This window comes from Amycolatopsis mediterranei (assembly GCF_026017845.1).
Lineage (GTDB): Bacteria > Actinomycetota > Actinomycetes > Mycobacteriales > Pseudonocardiaceae > Amycolatopsis > Amycolatopsis mediterranei.
The window spans coordinates 7,801,053-7,819,078 of the sequence record NZ_CP100416.1; the positions used below are offsets into that span (position 1 = coordinate 7,801,053).

Here is an 18,026-nt window from a genome sequence, read left to right on the forward strand (position 1 = left end):
CTGGCAAGCTGCATGTCGGGCGCAAGCTGATCGAATCCGACGTGAGCGACGCCGCTCCCGTCCTGACCGGAGGAGTACTGGCATGACCGGCCGCTGGATCGAGGTCGCCGACGGCGTCCACGCCCGCCGCTACGAGGAGCTGGACCTGACCGTCGGGCTGGTCGTCGGCGCCGAGCGCTGCCTGGTCGTCGACACCCGCGGCGACCTCGAGCAAGGCGCCGAGCTGGCCGCCGCGGTCCGGGAGCGCACGCCGCTGCCGTGGGCCGTGGTCTACACGCACGCGCACTTCGACCACGCCTGGGGCACCGAAGCATTCCTGCCGTGCGAGGTCTGGGCGCACGAGCGCTGCGCCGCCGAGCTGAGCGCGGACCTCGAGGCCACTCGCGCGAAATGGGTGGCCCACTACCGCGAAGAGGGCAAGCCGGACATCGCCGACGCGATCTCCCGCACCACCGTCACGGCGCCGGACCACACGTTCACCGGCCGCGTCGAGCTGGACCTCGGCGGCCGGACGGCGGTCCTGCTGCACCCCGGCCGGGCGCACACCGACCACGACGTCGTCGTGCACGTCCCGGACGCGGCGGTCGTCTTCGCCGGCGACGTCGTCGAGCACGCCGAAGCGGGGTTCAGCGAGTACTCGTTCAGCTCCGAAACCGACCTGACCGCCTGGCCGGCCGCGTTCGACGCGATCCTCGCGCTGGAACCCCGCGTCGTCGTCCCCGGCCACGGCGATCCGGTCGACGCGGAGTTCCTCCGCTACCACCGCGACGGCCTGCACGAGCTGATCACGCTGAAGGCGGGTGTGGGCCGCGGCGAGACGACCGAGGTGGCCGCCGTGGCCGCGTCCCGCTACCCCGGCGACGTCACCCTGGCCGCCCTCGCGACCCCCTGAAGCCGGCTCAGTCGAAGTTGAGCTCGCCCGACCGGGTGCGCTTGAGCTCGTAGAAGTCCGGGTAGCTCGACAGCGCCACCGCGCCGTCGAACACCTTCAGCGCGTCTTCGCCGCGCGGGATCGAGGTCAGCACCGGGCCGAAGAACGCCACGCCGTCGATGTGAATCGTCGGGGTGCCGACGTCCATGCCGACCGGGTCCATACCCTCGTGGTGGCTCTTCTTCAGTGCCTCGTCGTACTCGGTCGAGTGCGCCGCGTCGGCCAGCTCGGCGGGCGCGCCGATGGCGGCCAGTGCCTCCTTGATGACCGCTTCCTGGTCCTTGTTGCCCTGGTTGTGGAAGCGGGTGCCGAATTCGGTGTAGTACTCGCGCAGCACCTCTTCGCCCTTGAGCTGCGACAGCGCCACGGCCACGCGCACCGGGCCCCAGCCCCTCGACAGCAGCTCCTTGTACTGCTCGGGCAGCTCGTCCCGGCCCTCGTTGAGCACCGACAGGCTCATGATCCGGAAGTGCAGGTCGAGGTTGCGGTGCTTCTCCACCTCCAGGATCCAGCGGGAGGTGATCCACGCGAACGGGCAGATCGGGTCGAAGTAGAAATCGACCTTCGTGGGCTGCTCGGCAGCGGTCATCGGGGTACTCCTGTGTCACGTCTTGATGTGGGCGGACCCCCACACGACGGGCCAACACCGGGAAACGCGGGGTTGTTCCCTTATCGCCCGCCACCCCGTCCCCATGATTGGATGCGGGGAGTTGAAAACCGATACCAACGACCAGAGGTGCCTGTGCCCGCCCCCAACCTGACCCGCGACCAAGCCAAGCTGCGCGCGGATCTGCTCGACGTCACCGGTTACGACATCGAGCTCGATCTGACCGACGGCCACGGCGGACCCGGGGAGAAGACCTTCGCGTCGAAGACGACCGTCCGGTTCTCCAGTGCCCGGGCCGGCGAATCGACGTGGGTCGACATCGTCGCCGACCGCGTGCACTCGGCCACCCTGAACGGCGCGGACGTCGACGTCAGCGCGTACGTCGAAGACAAGGGCATCGCGCTGGCCGGGCTGGCCGGGTCCAACGAGCTCACGGTGACCGCCGACTGCCGGTACATGAACACCGGCGAAGGCGTGCACCGGTTCGTCGACCCGGTCGACGACGGCGTCTACCTGTACACGCAGTTCGAGACGGCGGACGCCAAGCGCATGTTCGCCTGCTTCGACCAGCCCGACCTGAAGTCGGTCTACCGGCTCACGGTGATCGCGCCGAAGGACTGGAAGGTCGTCTCGAACGCGATCGTGGACTCCGCCGAGGAGACGCCGGAAGGCGCCGTCCGCACGGTGTTCAAGGAGTCCGAGCGGATCTCCACCTACCTCGTCGCGCTGGTGGCCGGCCCGTACGCCGAATGGCACGACGAGTACACCGACGACCACAAGACCATCCCGCTCGGCGTCTACTGCCGCGCGTCGCTGGCCGAGCACATGGACGCCGACCGGCTGTTCACCGAGACCAAGCAGGGGTTCGGCTTCTACCACGAGAAGTTCGGCACGCCCTACCCGTTCTCCAAGTACGACCAGCTCTTCGTACCGGAGTTCAACGCGGGCGCGATGGAGAACGCCGGCGCGGTGACGTTCCTGGAGGACTACGTCTTCCGCAGCCGCGTCACCCGCTACGCCTACGAGCGGCGCGCCGAGACGCTGCTGCACGAGATGGCGCACATGTGGTTCGGCGACCTGGTCACCATGCGCTGGTGGGACGACCTGTGGCTGAACGAGTCGTTCGCGACCTTCGCGAGCGTGCTGGCGCAGGCCGAGGCGACCGAGTACAAGAACGCGTGGACCAGCTTCGCGAACATCGAGAAGTCGTGGGCCTACCGGCAGGACCAGCTGCCCTCGACGCACCCGATCGCGGCCGACATCGTCGACCTGCACGCGGTCGAGGTCAACTTCGACGGCATCACCTACGCCAAGGGCGCGAGCGTGCTCAAGCAGCTCGTCGCCTACGTCGGCCTGGACCACTTCCTCGACGGCCTGAAGGTCTACTTCGGCAAGCACGCCTGGGGCAACGCCACGCTGGCCGACCTGCTGGGTGCGCTGGAGGAGGCGTCCGGGCGCGACCTGTCTTGGTGGAGCGCCCAGTGGCTGGAGACCACCGGGCTGAACTCGCTGAGCCCGCGCTACGAGGTCGGCGCGGACGGCAAGTTCACCTCGTTCGCCGTCGTGCAGTCGGGCGCGAAGCCGGGCGCCGGTGAGCTGCGCACGCACCGCGTCGCGGTCGGCGTCTACGACGAGGACTCGTCCGGGAAGATCGTCCGGACCCAGCGGGTGGAGCTGGACGTCGACGGCGAGCGCACCGAGGTGCCGGACCTGGTCGGCCTGCCCGCGGGCAAGCTGGTCCTGGTCAACGACGACGACCTGACGTACTGCACGATGCGCCTCGACCCGGCGTCGCTGACCACGCTGATCGACCGCGTCGCCGACATCACCGAGCCGCTCCCCCGCACGCTGTGCTGGTCGGCGGCGTGGGAGATGACCCGCGAAGCCGAGCTGAAGGCCCGCGACTTCGTCACGCTGGTGCAGCGCGGCATCCACACGGAGACCGAGGTCGGCGTGGTCCAGCGGCTGCTGCTGCAGGCCCAGACGGCGCTGAACTCCTACGCGGAGCAGGAGTGGGCGGCCTCGACGGGCTGGCCGGCCTTCACCGCGCGGCTGCTGGAGCTGGTCCGCGGCGCCGAGCCGGGTTCGGACCACCAGCTGGCGTTCGTCAACTCGCTGGCCGGCTCGGTGCTGGACGCCGCCACGCTGGATGTGCTGGGGGGCTGGCTGGACGAGTCGGCCCCGCTGCCGGGCCTCACGGTGGACACGGACCTGCGCTGGCGCCTGTTGCACGCACTGGTGGCCCACGGAAGGGCGGCCGCGCCGGAGATCGACGCGGAGCTGGCCCGCGACAACACGGCAACGGGCCGCCGCCAGGCGGAGCGCGCCCGGGCATTGCGCCCGACAACGGAGGCCAAGGCCGACGCGTGGCAGCGAGCGGTGTACGACGACGAACTGCCGAACGCGGTCAGCGACTCGTTGATCTCGGGCTTCTCCCACCCGGGCCAGAAGGCGCTGCTGGGGTCGTACGTGCCGCGCTACTTCGAGGTGATCGACGAGGTGTGGCAGCGGCGCTCGAGCGAGCGGGCCCAGCCGATCGCCATCGGGCTGTACCCATCCTGGGCGGTGGCCACGGAGACGGTGACGGCCTCGGACGAGTGGCTGACGGGCGACCACCCGCAGGCGCTGCGCAGGCTGGTGTCGGAGGGCCGGGCGGGCATCGTGCGCGCATTGGCGGCCCGGGACTTCGACGCCCAGGCCTGATCCCAAGCACCCCAATGTGGCCTTCGGTGCGTCGAACGCACCGAAGGCCACATTGGGTGCGTTCAACGCACCCAAGGCCACCTTGGGGCGGTTGGATCGTCAGGGACGGCAGGTAACCGGCGGTCTCGGGCGAGCACACGCTGCGGTATAGGCGTCGCGGAGTTCGGTGATCACCTTGGCCTGCTCCGTCCGGAGACGGCTGGGCAAGGTTTGCAGACAGCTGATCCCGGCAGCCGAGTAGCGCGCATTGCGCGCCAAGGTCGCCGCGTAGAAGTCGCCGCTTTCGTGATACGTGCGAGAGTCGATCTCCCAGGCGAAGGCGACGTCTTCGCACCAGGCGTCGGGTTTCGCGATGAACTCGCCGCCGCGGCCGAAAACCGGGACATTCCATTCCGCGGCGGGCAGACCGGACAGCTTCCAGACCTCCCACGCGTCTGCCTCGGCGACCGATTCGGGGCCGTTCAGGAGCGCTTGCAGGGCTCGACGGGGGATCGCGGAACCGCGCTGACTCCCCAGCCGCAGTTCACGATCCAATTGCTCGGCGGAACACCGCCTGCGTTGAACGGCCTCCGCGAGCATCCCCTGGACGACGTCGAAATCGCGAATGCGCCGAGCTCCGTCCAGCACGGCCCGATCCACGGGCGCGACCGGCAAACCCTCCTTCGTCAAGGCACCCGGCATCCGGGTGGTGCGCTCGACGAGAACAAAGCCCGCGCTCGTGACCTCGCGTTGGTGAGGTATCAGGAGATGGACGTCGCCGGGCTCCGGCAACTGACGCAATCCGTGGCGCCGCAGAGCCCAAAGGCCGGTGATGATCGCGCCGGGGCCGCCCCGCAAGAGCCCGGCTCTCAGCCGTTGCTCGGCGGTGGCTTCTCCGGGATGCATCAAGATCACTCCGGGCAGCAGCCGGCGCCATGGACCACCGGGCAGGCATCTTCGATAGACACTGCTTCTGGGCATGCCGATCTCTTCGAGTTCGGACACGCGGACGACGTCCGGGTTGTCCCGGTGACCGGCGACGAGTGGGTGCTTACTCCAGCTTCCGCGCAACATGCGCCGATAATGCCCACCCGGTCTGACAAACCCGAGGCGCACGAAGGCACCAACGGCCCGTTCGCTCCCATTCCGGCCGGAATCCTCCGTTCGCGCCGCGCCGCGCCGCACCAGCGCACCAGCGCCCCAATGTGGCCTTCGGTGCGTTGAACGCACCCAATGTGGCCTTCGGTGCGTTGAACGCAACCAAGGCCACATTGGGGCGCTTGAGACTGGACCTGGACGCGAAAGAGCCCCGCACCTCAAGCCGAGGCACGGGGCTCTGTCACAAAATCAGCGAGGTGCAGGACCAGCTTGGTCCGAAAGCATCCGCAGCGCGTTCGCCAGGCCGTTGATCAGTCCGCGAACCAGGTCGCCCTCCTTGAAGGACGCCACCATGCTCGCCACCGCCAGCTTGGCGCCGCGGTCCGGGAGGCGCACGTGCGCCACCTTGCCCGTGACGATCTCGATCTTGCGCTCGCCCGGGGAGACCGCGATCAGCACCGCGTTCGACGGGTCCGCCGTCGTCGCGTGCAGCTTCTCCGCCGCCGAGCGGCTGTCCTCGCCCAGCTCACCCAGGTACAGGCTGAAGTCCAGGCCGGTCTCGCGGCTCGCGAACGTCAGTGCCTCGTCCAGGCGGGCCAGCTGACGGGTGTTGAACGGCCCGGACGGCGCCGCCGGCTCGTACATCTTGGCCGCGGACACCCGCCCGGTGGCCGTCAGAGCCTCGCCGTAACCCAGCTCGGACTCGTCGACGCGCTTCGTCAGCTCACCAGTTGCCACGAGCGCCTCCGGCCGCGGTCGGGGCGCCCTCGGGCGCGCTGTTCTCAAGGGCGGCGTGCCGGTGTCCCGCCCCGTCGGGGTTGGCGCTCCACCACATGGCCGGGTACTCCCAGGCCTGGCCGGTCCGGTGCCGCGGGGCACCGCCGGACCTGCGCCGGAGCGTCAGCACCCCGGCGAGGCCGTAGATGGCCAGCGGGATCACGGCGAAGACCACGATCGTCTCGACAACGTTCACGGCGCTGAGCGTATCGGATGACCTCCGCGCCCACCGCACGCGGCGCATTCGACCGTTCGTCGTAAGTCGAGTGCCGTCCGCCGCTTGGCGCGCGGCCACTGGAACGTTGGGGCGAAGACCGTCGGGCCGAAAGGTTGCAACTCAACGTACAGGCGGCCGCACCCGCCGCTGTCGTCTTGTCCGGACCTTGAAATCCTCGTAGCTTTTTCACCTGTACGGGCCTTGCGCCCCGCTCTCCAGCCCCAGCAGGTAACGCACCGGTCCCAGGAGGCCCTGCCATGAACAGCGTCCAGACGCCCGCACAGGCGATCACCGAGATCACCCCGTCACTGAGCGACATCGAATTCGCGTCCGGAACACGTGTGACGGCGGGCACAAGGGTTACCCGGGGTACACGCGTCACTCGCGGTACACGGGTGACGGCCGGAACCCGCGTCACCATGGGCACCCGGGTGACGGCGGGCACGCGAGTCACCCGAGGGACCCGGGTCACGCGCGGCACTCGCGTCACGATGGGCACGCGTGTGACGGCCGGCACGCGAGTCACCTGCGGCACCCGCGTCACGCGAGGCACTCGGGTCACCCGCGGCACGCGCGTCACCATGGGCACCCGCGTCACCTGCCAGAGCGACTTCGCCCTCGCTGCCTGACCCGTCCTCCAGGGCCGCGCGCACCACTGAGCACCTCGCGCAAGCACCCGGCTCGCCCCGGCCGCCGCAAGGCAGCCGGGGCGCCGGCTTGTCCGGGCCCGTGTTGCCCGGGCCGTGTCATCCGGCCCGGCTGGTCCGGGCTCCGCTCGCCTGGAGGTCTAAGCGGCGGAGCCGAGATACGGCCGCCAGAGCGGGTCGGCCTCCTTGGAGTGCGCGAGCAGCCGCCAGTGCGGGCCGTGGGGCGCCCGCGGGACGATGCGCAGCCGCCAGCCGATCTCCGAGAGCAGCCGGTCCGCCTTGCGGTGGTTGCACTTGGCGCAGCAGGCGACGCAGTTTGTCCAGCTGTGGGGGCCGCCCCGGCTGCGCGGGATGACGTGGTCGATCGTCTCGGCCCGCCCTCCGCAGTAGGCGCAGCGGTACCGGTCGCGGTGCATGAGCCCGGCTCGGGTCAGCGGTACCTGCGCGCGATACGGCACGCGCACGTACGTGCTGAGGCGGATCACCGAGGGCACCGGCAGCGAAACCTTCGCCGAATGCAGCTCGATCCCGCCGGGATCACCGTGGACCACTTCGGCCTTGCCGCACATCACGAGCACGACCGCGCGCCGCAGCGGCAACGCGGTCAGCGGCTCGAACGTGGCGTTGAGCAGGAGCACCCGGCGCCGGCCCCAGGCCGGAGCAGCCGGATCCCGGCCTCTACTACGCTGTCCGGGCGGGCGGGTAACTCCCCCTGGGCGGGTCCCCGGCCCGGCCGGAACGGTTCCGCCGGATGCGGAACCCCCCGGATAGGCACGCAGAACCACCTCTGGCGTCTCGTCGGCCGTGGCTTGGCCGGAGACGCCGCGGGGGCTGGGTTGTCGGTCTGGCACTCGACCACCTCCAGGGGCGTAGGCATAGTCGACCACAGAACAGGCCCCCAGCGCACGTGTGTTACAAGACGTGTCACATCCGCGCGACCCAACATCCACTCGGCGTTGGGGCGGCCGACCCGATCGGAAGGATGAACGAACCGCCGTGCTCTCCCTGCTTCCCTCCGCCGATCCGCCTTGTGTGAAGGACCCCAGCACGTTCTGTTACACGGTGTATGACGTCACGAACAACCTGTGGCTGGCGGGCTCGGCGAACTGGCTGATCACCAAGCCGGTCAAGATCCTGATGATCATCGTGATCGCGTTCCTGGTGCGCCTGATCCTGAGAAGGCTGATCAACCGCGTCACGACCCTGCCGAAGACGGGCGGCAAGCTCCCGTCGATGCTGCGTCCCCTGCGCGAGCGCGCCCCGGAGGTGCTCGGCTCGGCCGTCATCGAACGGCGTCGCCAGCGCGCGATGACCATCGGCTCGGTGCTGAAGTCGATGGCGACGTTCCTGGTCTACGGCCTGGCGTTCATCCTCGTGCTGGGCGAGCTCGGCATCGACCTCGGCCCGATCATCGCGTCGGCGGGCATCATCGGCGTCGCGATCGGGTTCGGCGCGCAGAACCTGGTCAAGGACTTCCTGTCCGGGATCTTCATGATGGTCGAGGACCAGTACGGCGTCGGCGACGTCGTGGACGTCGGCGAGGCGTCCGGCACGGTCGAGTCCGTCGGCCTCCGGATCACGACGCTGCGTGACGTCAAGGGCACGGTCTGGTACGTCCGCAACGGCGAAGTGCTGCGCGTCGGCAACTCGAGCCAGGGCTTCGCGGTGGCGCTCGTCGACGTCCCCCTCGGCTACACCGCCGACGTCGAGCGCGCGGCGACCGTGCTCGCGGCCGCGGCCTCCACGGCCACCGAGAGCGACGCGCTGAAGGACAACATCCTCGAGCCGCCGGAGATGCTGGGTGTGGAAAGCGTCACACCGGAAGGCCTCCAGTTGCGCCTGACGGTGAAGGTCCGGCCGGGCAAGCAGTGGGCGGTGCAGCGGGCGTTGCGCGCCCAGCTGCTGGCGGCCCTGGAGGAGGCCGGTTTCGACCCGCCCCTCGGCCGGTTGTTCCCGCCGGCGGCCCCGACAGCCGGGAAGTAGCGGCCCCGAGCGCCGTTACGCTGGGGAGCGGGTTCGCGACGAACCGGTATTGAGCGGACCGGGCGTCGGGAACCCGCACCCCAAGGGCAAAATGGAAGGCGTGTCTGCAGTGAGCGAACCGGCGAACCTCTACGAAGCGGTCGGCGGCGAACCGACGTTCCGCCGGATCGTCGGGCGGTTCTACGAGGAGGTCGCGCGCGACGAGATCCTCCGCCCCCTCTACCCCGAAGAGGACCTCGGACCCGCCGAAGAGCGGTTCCGGCTGTTCCTCATCCAGTACTGGGGCGGCCCGCACACCTATTCCGACCAGCGCGGGCACCCGCGGCTGCGGATGCGGCACGCGCCGTTCAAGATCGGGCCGCTGGAGCGGGACGCCTGGCTGCGGTGCATCCGGATCGCCGTCGACGAGGAGAACCTGGCAGAGCCGTACCGCGGCCAGCTCTGGGCCTACCTGGAGATGGCCGCGCACAGCATGATGAACAGCTTCGTATGACCCAGGAAGCCTGGTGGCGCGATGCCGTCTTCTACCAGGTCTACGTTCGCTCGTTCGCCGACTCGGACGGCGACGGCGTCGGGGACCTGGAAGGCATCCACTCCCGGCTCGGTTACCTGGAGCTGCTGGGCGTCGACGCGCTGTGGCTGACGCCGTTCTACCGCTCCCCCATGGCCGACCACGGCTACGACATCGCCGACCCGCGGGACGTCGACCCGATGTTCGGCACCCTCGGCGACTTCGACGTGCTGCTCACCGAGGCGCACAAGCGGAACATCAAGGTCACCGTCGACGTGGTCCCCAACCACACCAGCAACCAGCACGCCTGGTTCAAGTCGGCGATGGCCGCCGCGCCGGGCAGCCCGGAGCGTGACCGCTACATCTTCCGCGACGGCGTCGGGCCGAAGGGCGAGGACCCGCCGAACAACTGGGTCAGCGCGTTCGGCGGCCCGGCCTGGACCCGGGTGCCGGACGGGCAGTGGTACCTGCACCTGTTCGCGCCGCAGCAGCCGGACCTGAACTGGGCCAACCCGGAGGTCGCCGCCGACCTCGAGCGCACCCTGCGGTTCTGGCTCGAACGCGGCGTCGACGGCTTCCGCATCGACGTCGCGCACGGCATGGCCAAGCCGCCCGGCCTGCCGGACATGGACCCGCGCGCCGGCGGGCAGGGGCCGAGCCACTACTACGACCCGCGCTGGGACCACGACGGCGTCCACGAGATCCACCAGATGATCCGCAAGGTGCTCGACGAATTCCCGGACGCGATGGCGGTCGGCGAGATCTGGGTGACCGACGAGGAACGCCTGTCGCGCTACCTGCGGCCCGACGAGCTGCACCTGGCGTTCAACTTCCGGCTGGTGCTGACCCACTTCGACGCCGACGCCATGCGCACGGCCATCGAGCGCTCCCTGACGGTCCCGGCCCGCACGGGCGCCCCGGCGACCTGGACGCTGGGCAACCACGACGTCTGGCGGCAGGTCAGCCGCTACGGCGGCGGTGCGGCGGGCGTCCGGCGAGCGCGGGCGATGGCGCTGGTGGAGCTGGCGCTGCCGGGCGCGGTGTACCTGTACAACGGCGAAGAGCTGGGGCTGGCGAACGTCGAGCTGTCCCTTTCGGACATGGCCGACCCGCGCGCGAAGACCAGCGGGGCCGAGTTCGGGCGGGACGTTTCGCGGGTGCCGCTGCCGTGGGAGGGCGACCTGCCGCCGTTCGGGTTCTCGCGCAACCCGCGCACGTGGCTGCCGATGCCGGCCGAGTGGGCCGGGCTGACGGTGGAGAAGCAGATCGAGGACGCGGACTCGACGCTTTCGCTGTACCGCCAGGCGATCGAGCTCCGCAAGACGCATCCGGCGTTCGGCGGTGACGAGCTGGAGTGGTACGGCGCGCCGGCCGGGTGTTTCGCCTTCCGGCGGCGCGGGGGTGGGCTGGTGTGCGCGCTGAACACCTCGGCCTCGCCGATCGCGTTGCCACCGGGTGAGGTGCTGCTGTCGAGCAGCCCGCTGGTGGCCGGCAAGCTGCCCGCGGATTCGGCCGTCTGGCTGGTTTGAGGCCGCTTCCACAACCCACGCCGGATGTGGACAACTTCGGCTGAACGCCTCTTCGGGCCGCTCTTTCGTCGGTAGCCGCCGATACGCTGGAAGCGGGGGCAGCCCCCAGGGAGGGCGGGCCGTGCCCGGCTCGGGATTTCAGCCGGACTGGTTGCCCGAACCGTCGTCGAAGGCGCCACTGGCCAGCCACGCCACCAGGGCCGCGGCCTGGAGGTAGGGCGCCGCCTGGGCAGCCGCCCGGCCCGCCGCACGCGTGCGGCCCCACCTCTCAGGTCTTTCGGCGCGCTCCGGCGCCCGCTCGCCCGCCGGACGGTCGCGCCGCCACGGCGTTTCCTCGTCGGCGCGCACCGCGTCGAGGAAGTCCGCCGTCGGATCTTCGTCCTTCATCGTTTCGGGGGTCCGGGTGGCGGAGCCCCCGGCCCGGGCGAAGCCCCGGATGTCACAGCCATGCCTCCAGCGTGCCACCGCCCCGGGAGGAACGGTGGCCGTTGTAAGAACTCCGTCAGAACAGCAGCGGCAGCAGGGCGTGCCGGCGCCGCACGATCGCGCCATAACGCGCGTCCAGGCGCAGCCACGAGTCCGTCGCCGACACGCGGACGACGTCCCCGTCCACGTCCGAATCCACGAAACCCATGCCGGACATCGCGAACAGGCAGCGCATCTGCACCTTGACCTCGACCGAACCGCCGCTCACGGTCAGGACCGCCTGGTCCATCAGGGACGCCGGCGGCGTGCCGTGCGGGCCGGCGTTGTCCCTGGCCAGGGTCACGCCGCGGTCCGCCAGCTCGGACACCACCCGCGCCGGGAGCTCGTCGATCAGCGGCCAGCGGCCCGACGGTGGCAGCTCGCCGTGCCACAGCAGGTCACGGGCCGGGCCCGGGTCCATCCGGGGGCCGCCCGCCACGGTCAGCGCCGCGAGCAGCTCGTTGCCGGACACCGTGACGTCGCCGGGGGTGACGTCACCGGCCACCGCGCGGGTGGCCAGGCACTCGAACGGCGTCGCCGTCCAGGCCTCGACCACGCCGTCGCCGCGCTGCCGCAGCCGGACCGCCGTCTGGCCGTCCAGCCGGACCGCGCGGGCGACGAACGCCCCGAGGGTCTCCCGGTCGGCCGCGTCCGGCACGAACAACTCAGGCATCCGCGAACCCCTGCTTCAGAAACTCCGACTCGGCCGGGGTGAGCCTACGCGGCCGCAGCGCGACCGTGTCGTACGGCGCCAGCACGGTCTCGGCCGTGACCGCCACCGGGTCGTCCGCGGACGGCCCGCCGCGGACGCGGTAGGCCAGCGCGAAGCTCGCCGCGCGCAGCTCGGTCAGGTCGATGTCGATCCGCAGCTGCTGCCCGGACACCACGATCGGCGCCTTGTAGGCCACTTCCAGCCGCACCACGACGATGCCCTTCGGCAGCTGCTCGAGCCCGGCCTCGACGGCCTTTTCGAACAGCAGCGGGATCCGCGCCTCTTCGAGCAGCGTCACCATCTTCGCGTGGTTGATGTGGCCGTAGACGTCCATGTCCGTCCAGCGCGGGCGGACGTGCGCAACGTAGGTCACCGTACTGTGCTCCGGATCTGGCGGGCCGCCACCGAAAGCGTCGCCAGGTCGAGCCGGCCGGACTTGGTGATCTCGTCGAGCGCGACGCGCGCCCGCTGCAGCCGGGACGCGTTCGTCTTCTCCCACTGCGCGATCTTGGCGTCCCCGGACGAGCCGGGATCGCTGTGCCGCAACGCATCCAGCGTGATCGCGCGCAGCGAGCTGTAGACGTCGTCGCGCAGCGAAAGCCGGGCGAGCGCGTGCCAGCGGTTGCCGCGTTCGAGCTTGCTGATCTCGGTGAGCATCTGGTCGATGTCCAGGTGCGCCGAGAGCGCGTAGTACAGCTCCGCCGTCTCGGCCGGGCTGTGCGTGGCGTCCACGCCGATCTGCTGCTCGGCGAGCTCGGCCACCTCGGTGACGTCGAGCAGGCCGTAGGTGTGCAGCAGCAGCGAAACCCGGCGGGCCAGCCCCTCCGGCACGTTCGCGGCGATCAGCTCGTTCACGTGCTTTTCCACCGACTCGGCCTCGCGGCCGCGCAGCAGGTCGCCGATCTTCGGCACCAGCTTGCCCAGCACGCGGCCGAAGCGCTTGATCTCCGAGAGCGGGGCCAGCGGCTGCGGCCGGTTGGTGAGGAACCAGCGCGCGGCCCGGTCGAGCAGCCGCCGCGTCTCCAGCACCATCTCGTCGGCGACGTCGGTGTGCACGACGTTGTCGAGCGCGTCGATCTCCTGCCACAGCGCGGGCAGGTCGAACACCTGCGTCACCACGGCGTACGCGCGCACCGCGTCCGTCGCCGTCGCGTTCATCTCCTCCATCAGCCGGTAGACGAACGAGATGCCACCGCCGTCGACCACTTCGTTGGCGATCAGCGTGGTGATGATCTGGCGGCGCAGCGGGTGTTCGCCGATCGCGGAGCCGAACCGCTCGCGCAACGGCTTCGGGAAGTACTCGGGCAGCCGGGCCGCGAACACCTTCGAGTCGGGCAGGTCGCTGGCCAGCAGCTCGTCCTTCAGCTCCAGCTTGACGTGCGCGAGCAGGGTCGCCAGCTCCGGCGAGGTGAGGCCCTTGCCCGCCTTCTCCAGCTCGCGGAACTCCGAGTTGCTCGGCAGTGCCTCGAGCTTGCGGTCGAACGCGCCCGCCGACACCAGCGCCTGCACCTGGCGCGCGTGCACCGACAGCATCGGCGCGGCGTGCGCCCGGCTGACGCCGAGCACGGCGTTCTGCCGGTAGTTGTCCTTGAGGACCAGCGCGCCGACCTCGTCGGTCATCTCCTCCAGCAGCTCGTTGCGCTGTTCGCGCTCCAGCTTGCCGGTCTGGACGAGGTGGTCGAGCAGGATCTTGATGTTGACCTCGTGGTCGGAGCAGTCGACCCCGGCCGAGTTGTCGAGTGCGTCGGTGTTGATCTTGCCGCCGGCGCCGCCCGGGCCGCCGCGGCGGGCGAACTCGATCCGGCCGAGCTGCGTGAGGCCGAGGTTGCCGCCTTCGCCGAACACCTTGACGCGCAGCTGGTGGCCGTCGACGCGGATGGCGTCGTTGGCCTTGTCACCGGCTGCCTGGTGGCTTTCGGTCTCCGCCTTGACGTAGGTGCCGATGCCGCCGTTCCACAGCAGCTCGACCGGGGCCAGCAGGATCGCCTGGATCAGGTCCATCGGCGCCAGCGCGGTGACGCCCTCCTCGAGCCCGAGGGCCACGCGGACCTGCGGGCTGATCGGGATCGACTTCGCCGTGCGCGGGTAGATCCCGCCGCCTTCGCTGATCAGCGAACGGTCGTAGTCGTCCCACGAGCTGCGCGGCAGGTCGAACAGCCGGCGGCGCTCGGCGTACGACGCTGCCGCGTCCGGATCCGGGTCGAGGAAGACGTGCATGTGGTTGAACGCCGCGACCAGGCGGATGTGCTCGGACAGCAGCATGCCGTTGCCGAAGACGTCCCCCATCATGTCGCCGATGCCGACCACGGTGAAGTCCTCGGTCTGGGTGTTTTTGCCCAGCTCGCGGAAGTGCCGCTTGACGCTCTCCCAAGCGCCCTTCGCCGTGATGCCCATGGCCTTGTGGTCGTAGCCGACCGAGCCGCCGGAGGCGAAGGCGTCGCCGAGCCAGAAGCCGTACTGCGCGGAGACCTCGTTGGCGATGTCGGAGAACTTCGCGGTGCCCTTGTCGGCGGCGACGACCAGGTAGGAGTCGTCGGCGTCGTGCCGGACGACCCCCGGGGCGGGCACGGTCTTGCCCTCGATCCGGTTGTCGGTCAGGTCGAGCAGGCCGGAGATGAACATGCGGTAGCAGGCGATGCCCTCGGTGAGCTGGGCGTCGCGGTCGATGCTCGCGTCGCCGCTCGGGGCCGGCGGCCGCTTGACGACGAAGCCGCCCTTCGCGCCCACGGGCACGATCACCGCGTTCTTCACCGCCTGCGCCTTGACCAGGCCGAGGATCTCGGTGCGGAAGTCCTCGCGCCGGTCCGACCAGCGCAGGCCACCGCGCGCGACCTCGCCGAAACGCAGGTGCACGCCCTCGACGCGCGGCGAGTACACGAAGATCTCGAACTTCGGCCGCGGCTCGGGCAGGTCGGGCACGCCGGCCGGGTCGAGCTTGATGGCCAGGTACGGCCGCGTCTTCCCGTCGGCGCCGGTGACGTGGTAATTCGTCCGCAGGGTGGCCCGGATGACGGCCATCAGGCGCCGCAGGATCCGGTCCTCGTCGAGGCTGGTGACCTCGTCGATCATCGCGTTGAGCTCGCTCGTCAGCGCGTCGGTCGCGGCCTCGCGGTCGGCGTCGGACAGCTGCGGGTCGAACCGGGCCTCGAACAGCCGCAGGAGCTTGGTCGCGACCTGGGTGTGGTTCAGCAGCGTGTTCTGGATGTAGTCCTGGGAGAACGCGCTGCCGACCTGGCGCAGGTACCGCGAGTACGCGCGCAGCACGGCGGCCTGGCGCCAGGTGAGCCCGGCGCGCAGGACGAGGCCGTTGAGGCCGTCGACCTCGGCGTCACCCCGCCAGGCGGCCTCGAAGGCGTCCTGGAAGCGGCCGCGCAGCTCGGCGACGGCTTCGCCGTCGGACTCGTCGAGCATCTTCTGGTCGACGTGCAGGCCGAAGTCGTAGATCCAGCACGCGCCGCCGTCCTCGCGATGCAGCTCGTACGGCCGCTCGTCAACCACCTCGACGCCCATGGCCTGCAGCACCGGGAGCACCTTCGAGAGCGTCACGCCCTCACCGCGCAGGTAGAGCTTGAAGCGCCGTTCGCCCGGCCCGGCGTCGGCGGGCTGGTAGAACGACAGCGCCAGGTCGCCTTCGTCGGTGAGCGAGTCGAGTGAGCGGAGGTCGGCCAGCGCCTCTTCGGCGGTGAAGTCCTCCTTGTAGCCCTCGGGGAAGACCATCGCGAAGCGCTGGCCCTGCTCGGTGGCCGATTCCTCGCCGACGATCCCGACCGCGACCCCGCCATCGGCGCGCTCACGGCGTTCGTCCAGCACCGCCTCGACCATCCGGTCGTCCCAGGTGCGCACGGCGTCGTTCAGCCGGTCCTGGATCTTGAGCGTGTCCGGCTCGAGCCGGCGCGCCGGGTCGGTGTGCACGACGAAGTGCACCTGCGCCAGGACGGTCTCGCCGATCCGCGCGCTGTACTCGAGCTGGGTGCCTTCGAGCTCTTCGAGCAGGACTTCCTGCATCGCCAGCCGCGAGCGCGTCGTGTAGCGGTCGCGCGGGAGGTAGACGAGGCAGGAGTAGAAGCGGCCGTACGGGTCGCGGCGCAGGAACAGCCGCAGCCGGCGGCGATCGGAGAGGGTGATCGCGCCGGTCGTCGTCGAGTACAGCGAGTCGCTGTCGGCGGAGAACAGGTCGGCGCGCGGCCAGTTCTGCAGGATCTCGAGCATCCGCTGGCCGGAGAACGACTCGATCGGGAAGCCGGCGCGGTGGATGACCTCGCGGACCCGCTTGCCGACGACGGGGATGTCGAGGACGTTCTCGTGCAGCGCGGTGGTGGTGAACATGCCGAGGAAGCGGTGCTCGCCGGTGACGGTGCCCTCGGCGTCGAAGGTCTTCACGCCGACGTAGTACGGGTAGACCGGCCGGTGCACGGTCGAGGGCGCGCTCGCCTGGGTCAGCACCAGCAACGTGGGCGCTAGGGCGGTGGCGGCGGTGTCCGGGCCGGCGGTCAGGCCGCGGGCGGCCAGGCTGTCCTGGCGCAGCACGCCCAGGCCCGAGGCCAGGACCGCGCGCAGGGCCGGCGCGGCGTGCTCATCGGAAGCCGGGTTCTCGATCAGCTCGTAGCGGCGGTAGCCGAGGAAGGTGAAGTGGCCGTCGGCCAGCCAGCGCAGCAGGCGGGCGCCCTCGGCGACCTCGTCCGCGGGCAGCTGCGGTGGGGCCGTCTCCAGCTCGCTCGCCAGCTGGCAGGCCGTCTGGCCCATCTTCTCGGCGTCCTCGACGACCTCGCGGACGTCGCCCAGCACGCTGGAGAGCCGGTTGTCGAGCTCGCGGGCCCGGTTGCGATCGGTGACGAAGTCGATCTCGATGTACATCCACGACTCGGCGGCCGAGTTCGCGGGCGGCTCGGCCGGGTCCGCTTCGGGGTGGACCTCCTGCAGCTCACCGGTGAGGTCCCGGGTGACCACCACGATCGGGTGAACGATCCGCTGCACCTGGACGCCGTCCCGGGCGAACTCCGCGGCGATCGAGTCGACCAGGTAGGGCATGTCATCGGTGACGACCTGCACCACGGTGGCTTCCCGCGCCCACCCGTCTTCGGCGACGGTCGGGTTCAGCAGCCGCACGGCCGGGCGGCCGGGCATCCGGTGCTTGGCCAGCTGCAGGTGCGACCGCACGGCGCCGACCAGGTTGACCGGCTCGTCGCCGACGATCTCTTCGGGCGGGAGGTGCCGGTAGTAGAGCCGGACGAGCTCACCGATCTCCGGCGCCAGCCCGGCGGCGGCGTCGATCAGGTCGTCCCTGATCTGCTCCGGGCTGGCCGGGGAGCGCCGGCCGAATTCGGGTTCGGCGTCGGCTCCGGTTCCGGGTAGGGACGAGACTCCGGTCGAGCTCATTTGAGGCAACTCTCCAGTTTGCGTGAGGTGGCACCGTGCCGGTTCGGCGTTGAGCCGGCCACCCCACACTAATGCGCCGCGATCCCGGATCACATGAAGACCCGGGGGTTCCCGGAGCCGCAAAAACCCTTCCGGGGCTTGGGATTCCCGTGATCGGTCAAGCTACTGACGGGTTGTCTTCGGCGCTCCTGCGCAGCGCTGACCAGCCGCGCTCGCCGGACGTTACCCGACGTGGGGCCAACGTGATCGGTTCAGTTGATCGGCGCCGCTGCCGTTCGGCGAACGCTGTCGGCCGGTCGGCGACGCCGGGGTGCGACGGATCCCACTGCGTCCGCGCCCGGGCAGGTCGGCGACGAATGGGGGTGTCTCACCGACGGGACCCCGGCCGGGGTGAACTCGGCGCTGCGGTGGGTCCCTCCGTCGCGGACCGCGGCAAAACTGTCGGTGGTCTCCGGTAGCGTGGAAAACGGGGGGCGCCCCCGCGCGGGTCA

15 protein-coding genes are annotated in these 18,026 nt (G+C 70.4%); 6 read left to right on the plus strand and 9 right to left on the minus strand.

Going from position 1 to position 18,026, the window contains the following annotated elements; all coding sequences use genetic code 11:
* Window positions 1-82 precede the first annotated feature (82 nt).
* On the plus strand, window positions 83-892 hold the full coding sequence (locus tag ISP_RS34985; protein WP_013228583.1) for an MBL fold metallo-hydrolase: 810 nt from the start codon (window positions 83-85) through the stop codon (window positions 890-892).
* Between the two features lie 7 nt (window positions 893-899).
* Here ISP_RS34985 and ISP_RS34990 read toward each other — a convergent pair whose 3' ends face one another.
* Complete coding sequence (locus ISP_RS34990; protein WP_013228584.1) at window positions 900-1,520, minus strand: mycothiol-dependent nitroreductase Rv2466c family protein; 621 nt, start codon at window positions 1,518-1,520, stop codon at window positions 900-902.
* 153 nt (window positions 1,521-1,673) lie between these two features.
* On the opposite strand from ISP_RS34990, the gene pepN reads away from it, so the two are divergent.
* Complete coding sequence (gene pepN, locus ISP_RS34995) at window positions 1,674-4,241, plus strand: aminopeptidase N (RefSeq protein WP_013228585.1); 2,568 nt, start codon at window positions 1,674-1,676, stop codon at window positions 4,239-4,241.
* Between the two features lie 99 nt (window positions 4,242-4,340).
* Here pepN and ISP_RS35000 read toward each other — a convergent pair whose 3' ends face one another.
* From ISP_RS35000 to ctaJ, 3 genes are all read right to left on the minus strand, one after another.
* Window positions 4,341-5,126: a hypothetical protein gene (locus tag ISP_RS35000; RefSeq protein WP_013228586.1), complete on the minus strand. Its 786-nt coding sequence runs from the start codon at window positions 5,124-5,126 to the stop codon at window positions 4,341-4,343.
* Between the two features lie 441 nt (window positions 5,127-5,567).
* Window positions 5,568-6,056, minus strand: coding sequence for a DUF5130 family protein (locus ISP_RS35005; protein ID WP_013228587.1), 489 nt, complete (start codon window positions 6,054-6,056; stop codon window positions 5,568-5,570).
* Window positions 6,043-6,291, minus strand: a complete 249-nt coding sequence (gene ctaJ, locus ISP_RS35010) for an aa3-type cytochrome oxidase subunit CtaJ (RefSeq protein WP_013228588.1) — start codon at window positions 6,289-6,291, stop codon at window positions 6,043-6,045. The genes ISP_RS35005 and ctaJ overlap by 14 nt, the downstream gene beginning before the upstream one ends.
* Window positions 6,292-6,569: 278 nt before the next feature.
* Here ctaJ and ISP_RS35015 point away from each other — a divergent pair, with 278 nt between their 5' ends.
* Entirely contained in the window at window positions 6,570-6,941 is a 372-nt protein-coding gene (locus tag ISP_RS35015) for a hypothetical protein (RefSeq protein WP_013228589.1), read from the plus strand.
* Window positions 6,942-7,099: 158 nt separating this feature from the next.
* Here ISP_RS35015 and ISP_RS35020 read toward each other — a convergent pair whose 3' ends face one another.
* Window positions 7,100-7,597 carry an HNH endonuclease gene (locus ISP_RS35020; protein WP_013228590.1) on the minus strand — a complete coding sequence of 166 codons (498 nt, stop codon included), beginning with the start codon at window positions 7,595-7,597 and terminating at the stop codon, window positions 7,100-7,102.
* A 394-nt stretch (window positions 7,598-7,991) separates the two neighbouring features.
* On the opposite strand from ISP_RS35020, the gene ISP_RS35025 reads away from it, so the two are divergent.
* The 3 genes from ISP_RS35025 to ISP_RS35035 all read left to right on the plus strand — a co-directional run bounded on the left by ISP_RS35025 (window position 7,992) and on the right by ISP_RS35035 (window position 10,982).
* Entirely contained in the window at window positions 7,992-8,942 is a 951-nt protein-coding gene (locus tag ISP_RS35025; RefSeq protein ID WP_013228591.1) for a mechanosensitive ion channel family protein, read from the plus strand.
* A 109-nt stretch (window positions 8,943-9,051) separates the two neighbouring features.
* Window positions 9,052-9,435 carry a globin gene (locus ISP_RS35030; RefSeq protein ID WP_013228592.1) on the plus strand — a complete coding sequence of 128 codons (384 nt, stop codon included), beginning with the start codon at window positions 9,052-9,054 and terminating at the stop codon, window positions 9,433-9,435.
* Window positions 9,432-10,982: a glycoside hydrolase family 13 protein gene (locus tag ISP_RS35035; RefSeq protein WP_013228593.1), complete on the plus strand. Its 1,551-nt coding sequence runs from the start codon at window positions 9,432-9,434 to the stop codon at window positions 10,980-10,982. Before ISP_RS35030 ends, ISP_RS35035 begins: the two co-directional genes overlap by 4 nt.
* Before the next feature lie 138 nt (window positions 10,983-11,120).
* Here ISP_RS35035 and ISP_RS35040 read toward each other — a convergent pair whose 3' ends face one another.
* The 4 genes from ISP_RS35040 to ISP_RS35055 all read right to left on the minus strand — a co-directional run bounded on the left by ISP_RS35040 (window position 11,121) and on the right by ISP_RS35055 (window position 17,535).
* On the minus strand, window positions 11,121-11,369 hold the full coding sequence (locus ISP_RS35040) for a hypothetical protein (RefSeq protein WP_013228594.1): 249 nt from the start codon (window positions 11,367-11,369) through the stop codon (window positions 11,121-11,123).
* 115 nt (window positions 11,370-11,484) lie between these two features.
* Window positions 11,485-12,120, minus strand: coding sequence for a hypothetical protein (locus ISP_RS35045; protein ID WP_013228595.1), 636 nt, complete (start codon window positions 12,118-12,120; stop codon window positions 11,485-11,487).
* Window positions 12,113-12,532 carry an acyl-CoA thioesterase gene (locus tag ISP_RS35050; RefSeq protein ID WP_013228596.1) on the minus strand — a complete coding sequence of 140 codons (420 nt, stop codon included), beginning with the start codon at window positions 12,530-12,532 and terminating at the stop codon, window positions 12,113-12,115. Before ISP_RS35050 ends, ISP_RS35045 begins: the two co-directional genes overlap by 8 nt.
* Window positions 12,529-17,535: an NAD-glutamate dehydrogenase gene (locus tag ISP_RS35055; protein ID WP_013228597.1), complete on the minus strand. Its 5,007-nt coding sequence runs from the start codon at window positions 17,533-17,535 to the stop codon at window positions 12,529-12,531. Before ISP_RS35055 ends, ISP_RS35050 begins: the two co-directional genes overlap by 4 nt.
* Window positions 17,536-18,026: the final 491 nt, after the last annotated feature.

Coding starts and splice junctions, on each gene's coding strand:
- ISP_RS34985 (WP_013228583.1), top strand. CDS start 83: ATGACCGGCCGCTGGATCGAGGTCGCCGACGGCGTCCACGCCCGCCGC.
- ISP_RS34990 (WP_013228584.1), bottom strand. CDS start 1,520: ATGACCGCTGCCGAGCAGCCCACGAAGGTCGATTTCTACTTCGACCCG.
- ISP_RS35000 (WP_013228586.1), bottom strand. CDS start 5,126: ATGCATCCCGGAGAAGCCACCGCCGAGCAACGGCTGAGAGCCGGGCTC.
- ISP_RS35015 (WP_013228589.1), top strand. CDS start 6,570: ATGAACAGCGTCCAGACGCCCGCACAGGCGATCACCGAGATCACCCCG.
- ISP_RS35035 (WP_013228593.1), top strand. CDS start 9,432: ATGACCCAGGAAGCCTGGTGGCGCGATGCCGTCTTCTACCAGGTCTAC.
- ISP_RS35040 (WP_013228594.1), bottom strand. CDS start 11,369: ATGAAGGACGAAGATCCGACGGCGGACTTCCTCGACGCGGTGCGCGCC.
- ISP_RS35045 (WP_013228595.1), bottom strand. CDS start 12,120: ATGCCTGAGTTGTTCGTGCCGGACGCGGCCGACCGGGAGACCCTCGGG.
- ISP_RS35055 (WP_013228597.1), bottom strand. CDS start 17,535: ATGAGCTCGACCGGAGTCTCGTCCCTACCCGGAACCGGAGCCGACGCC.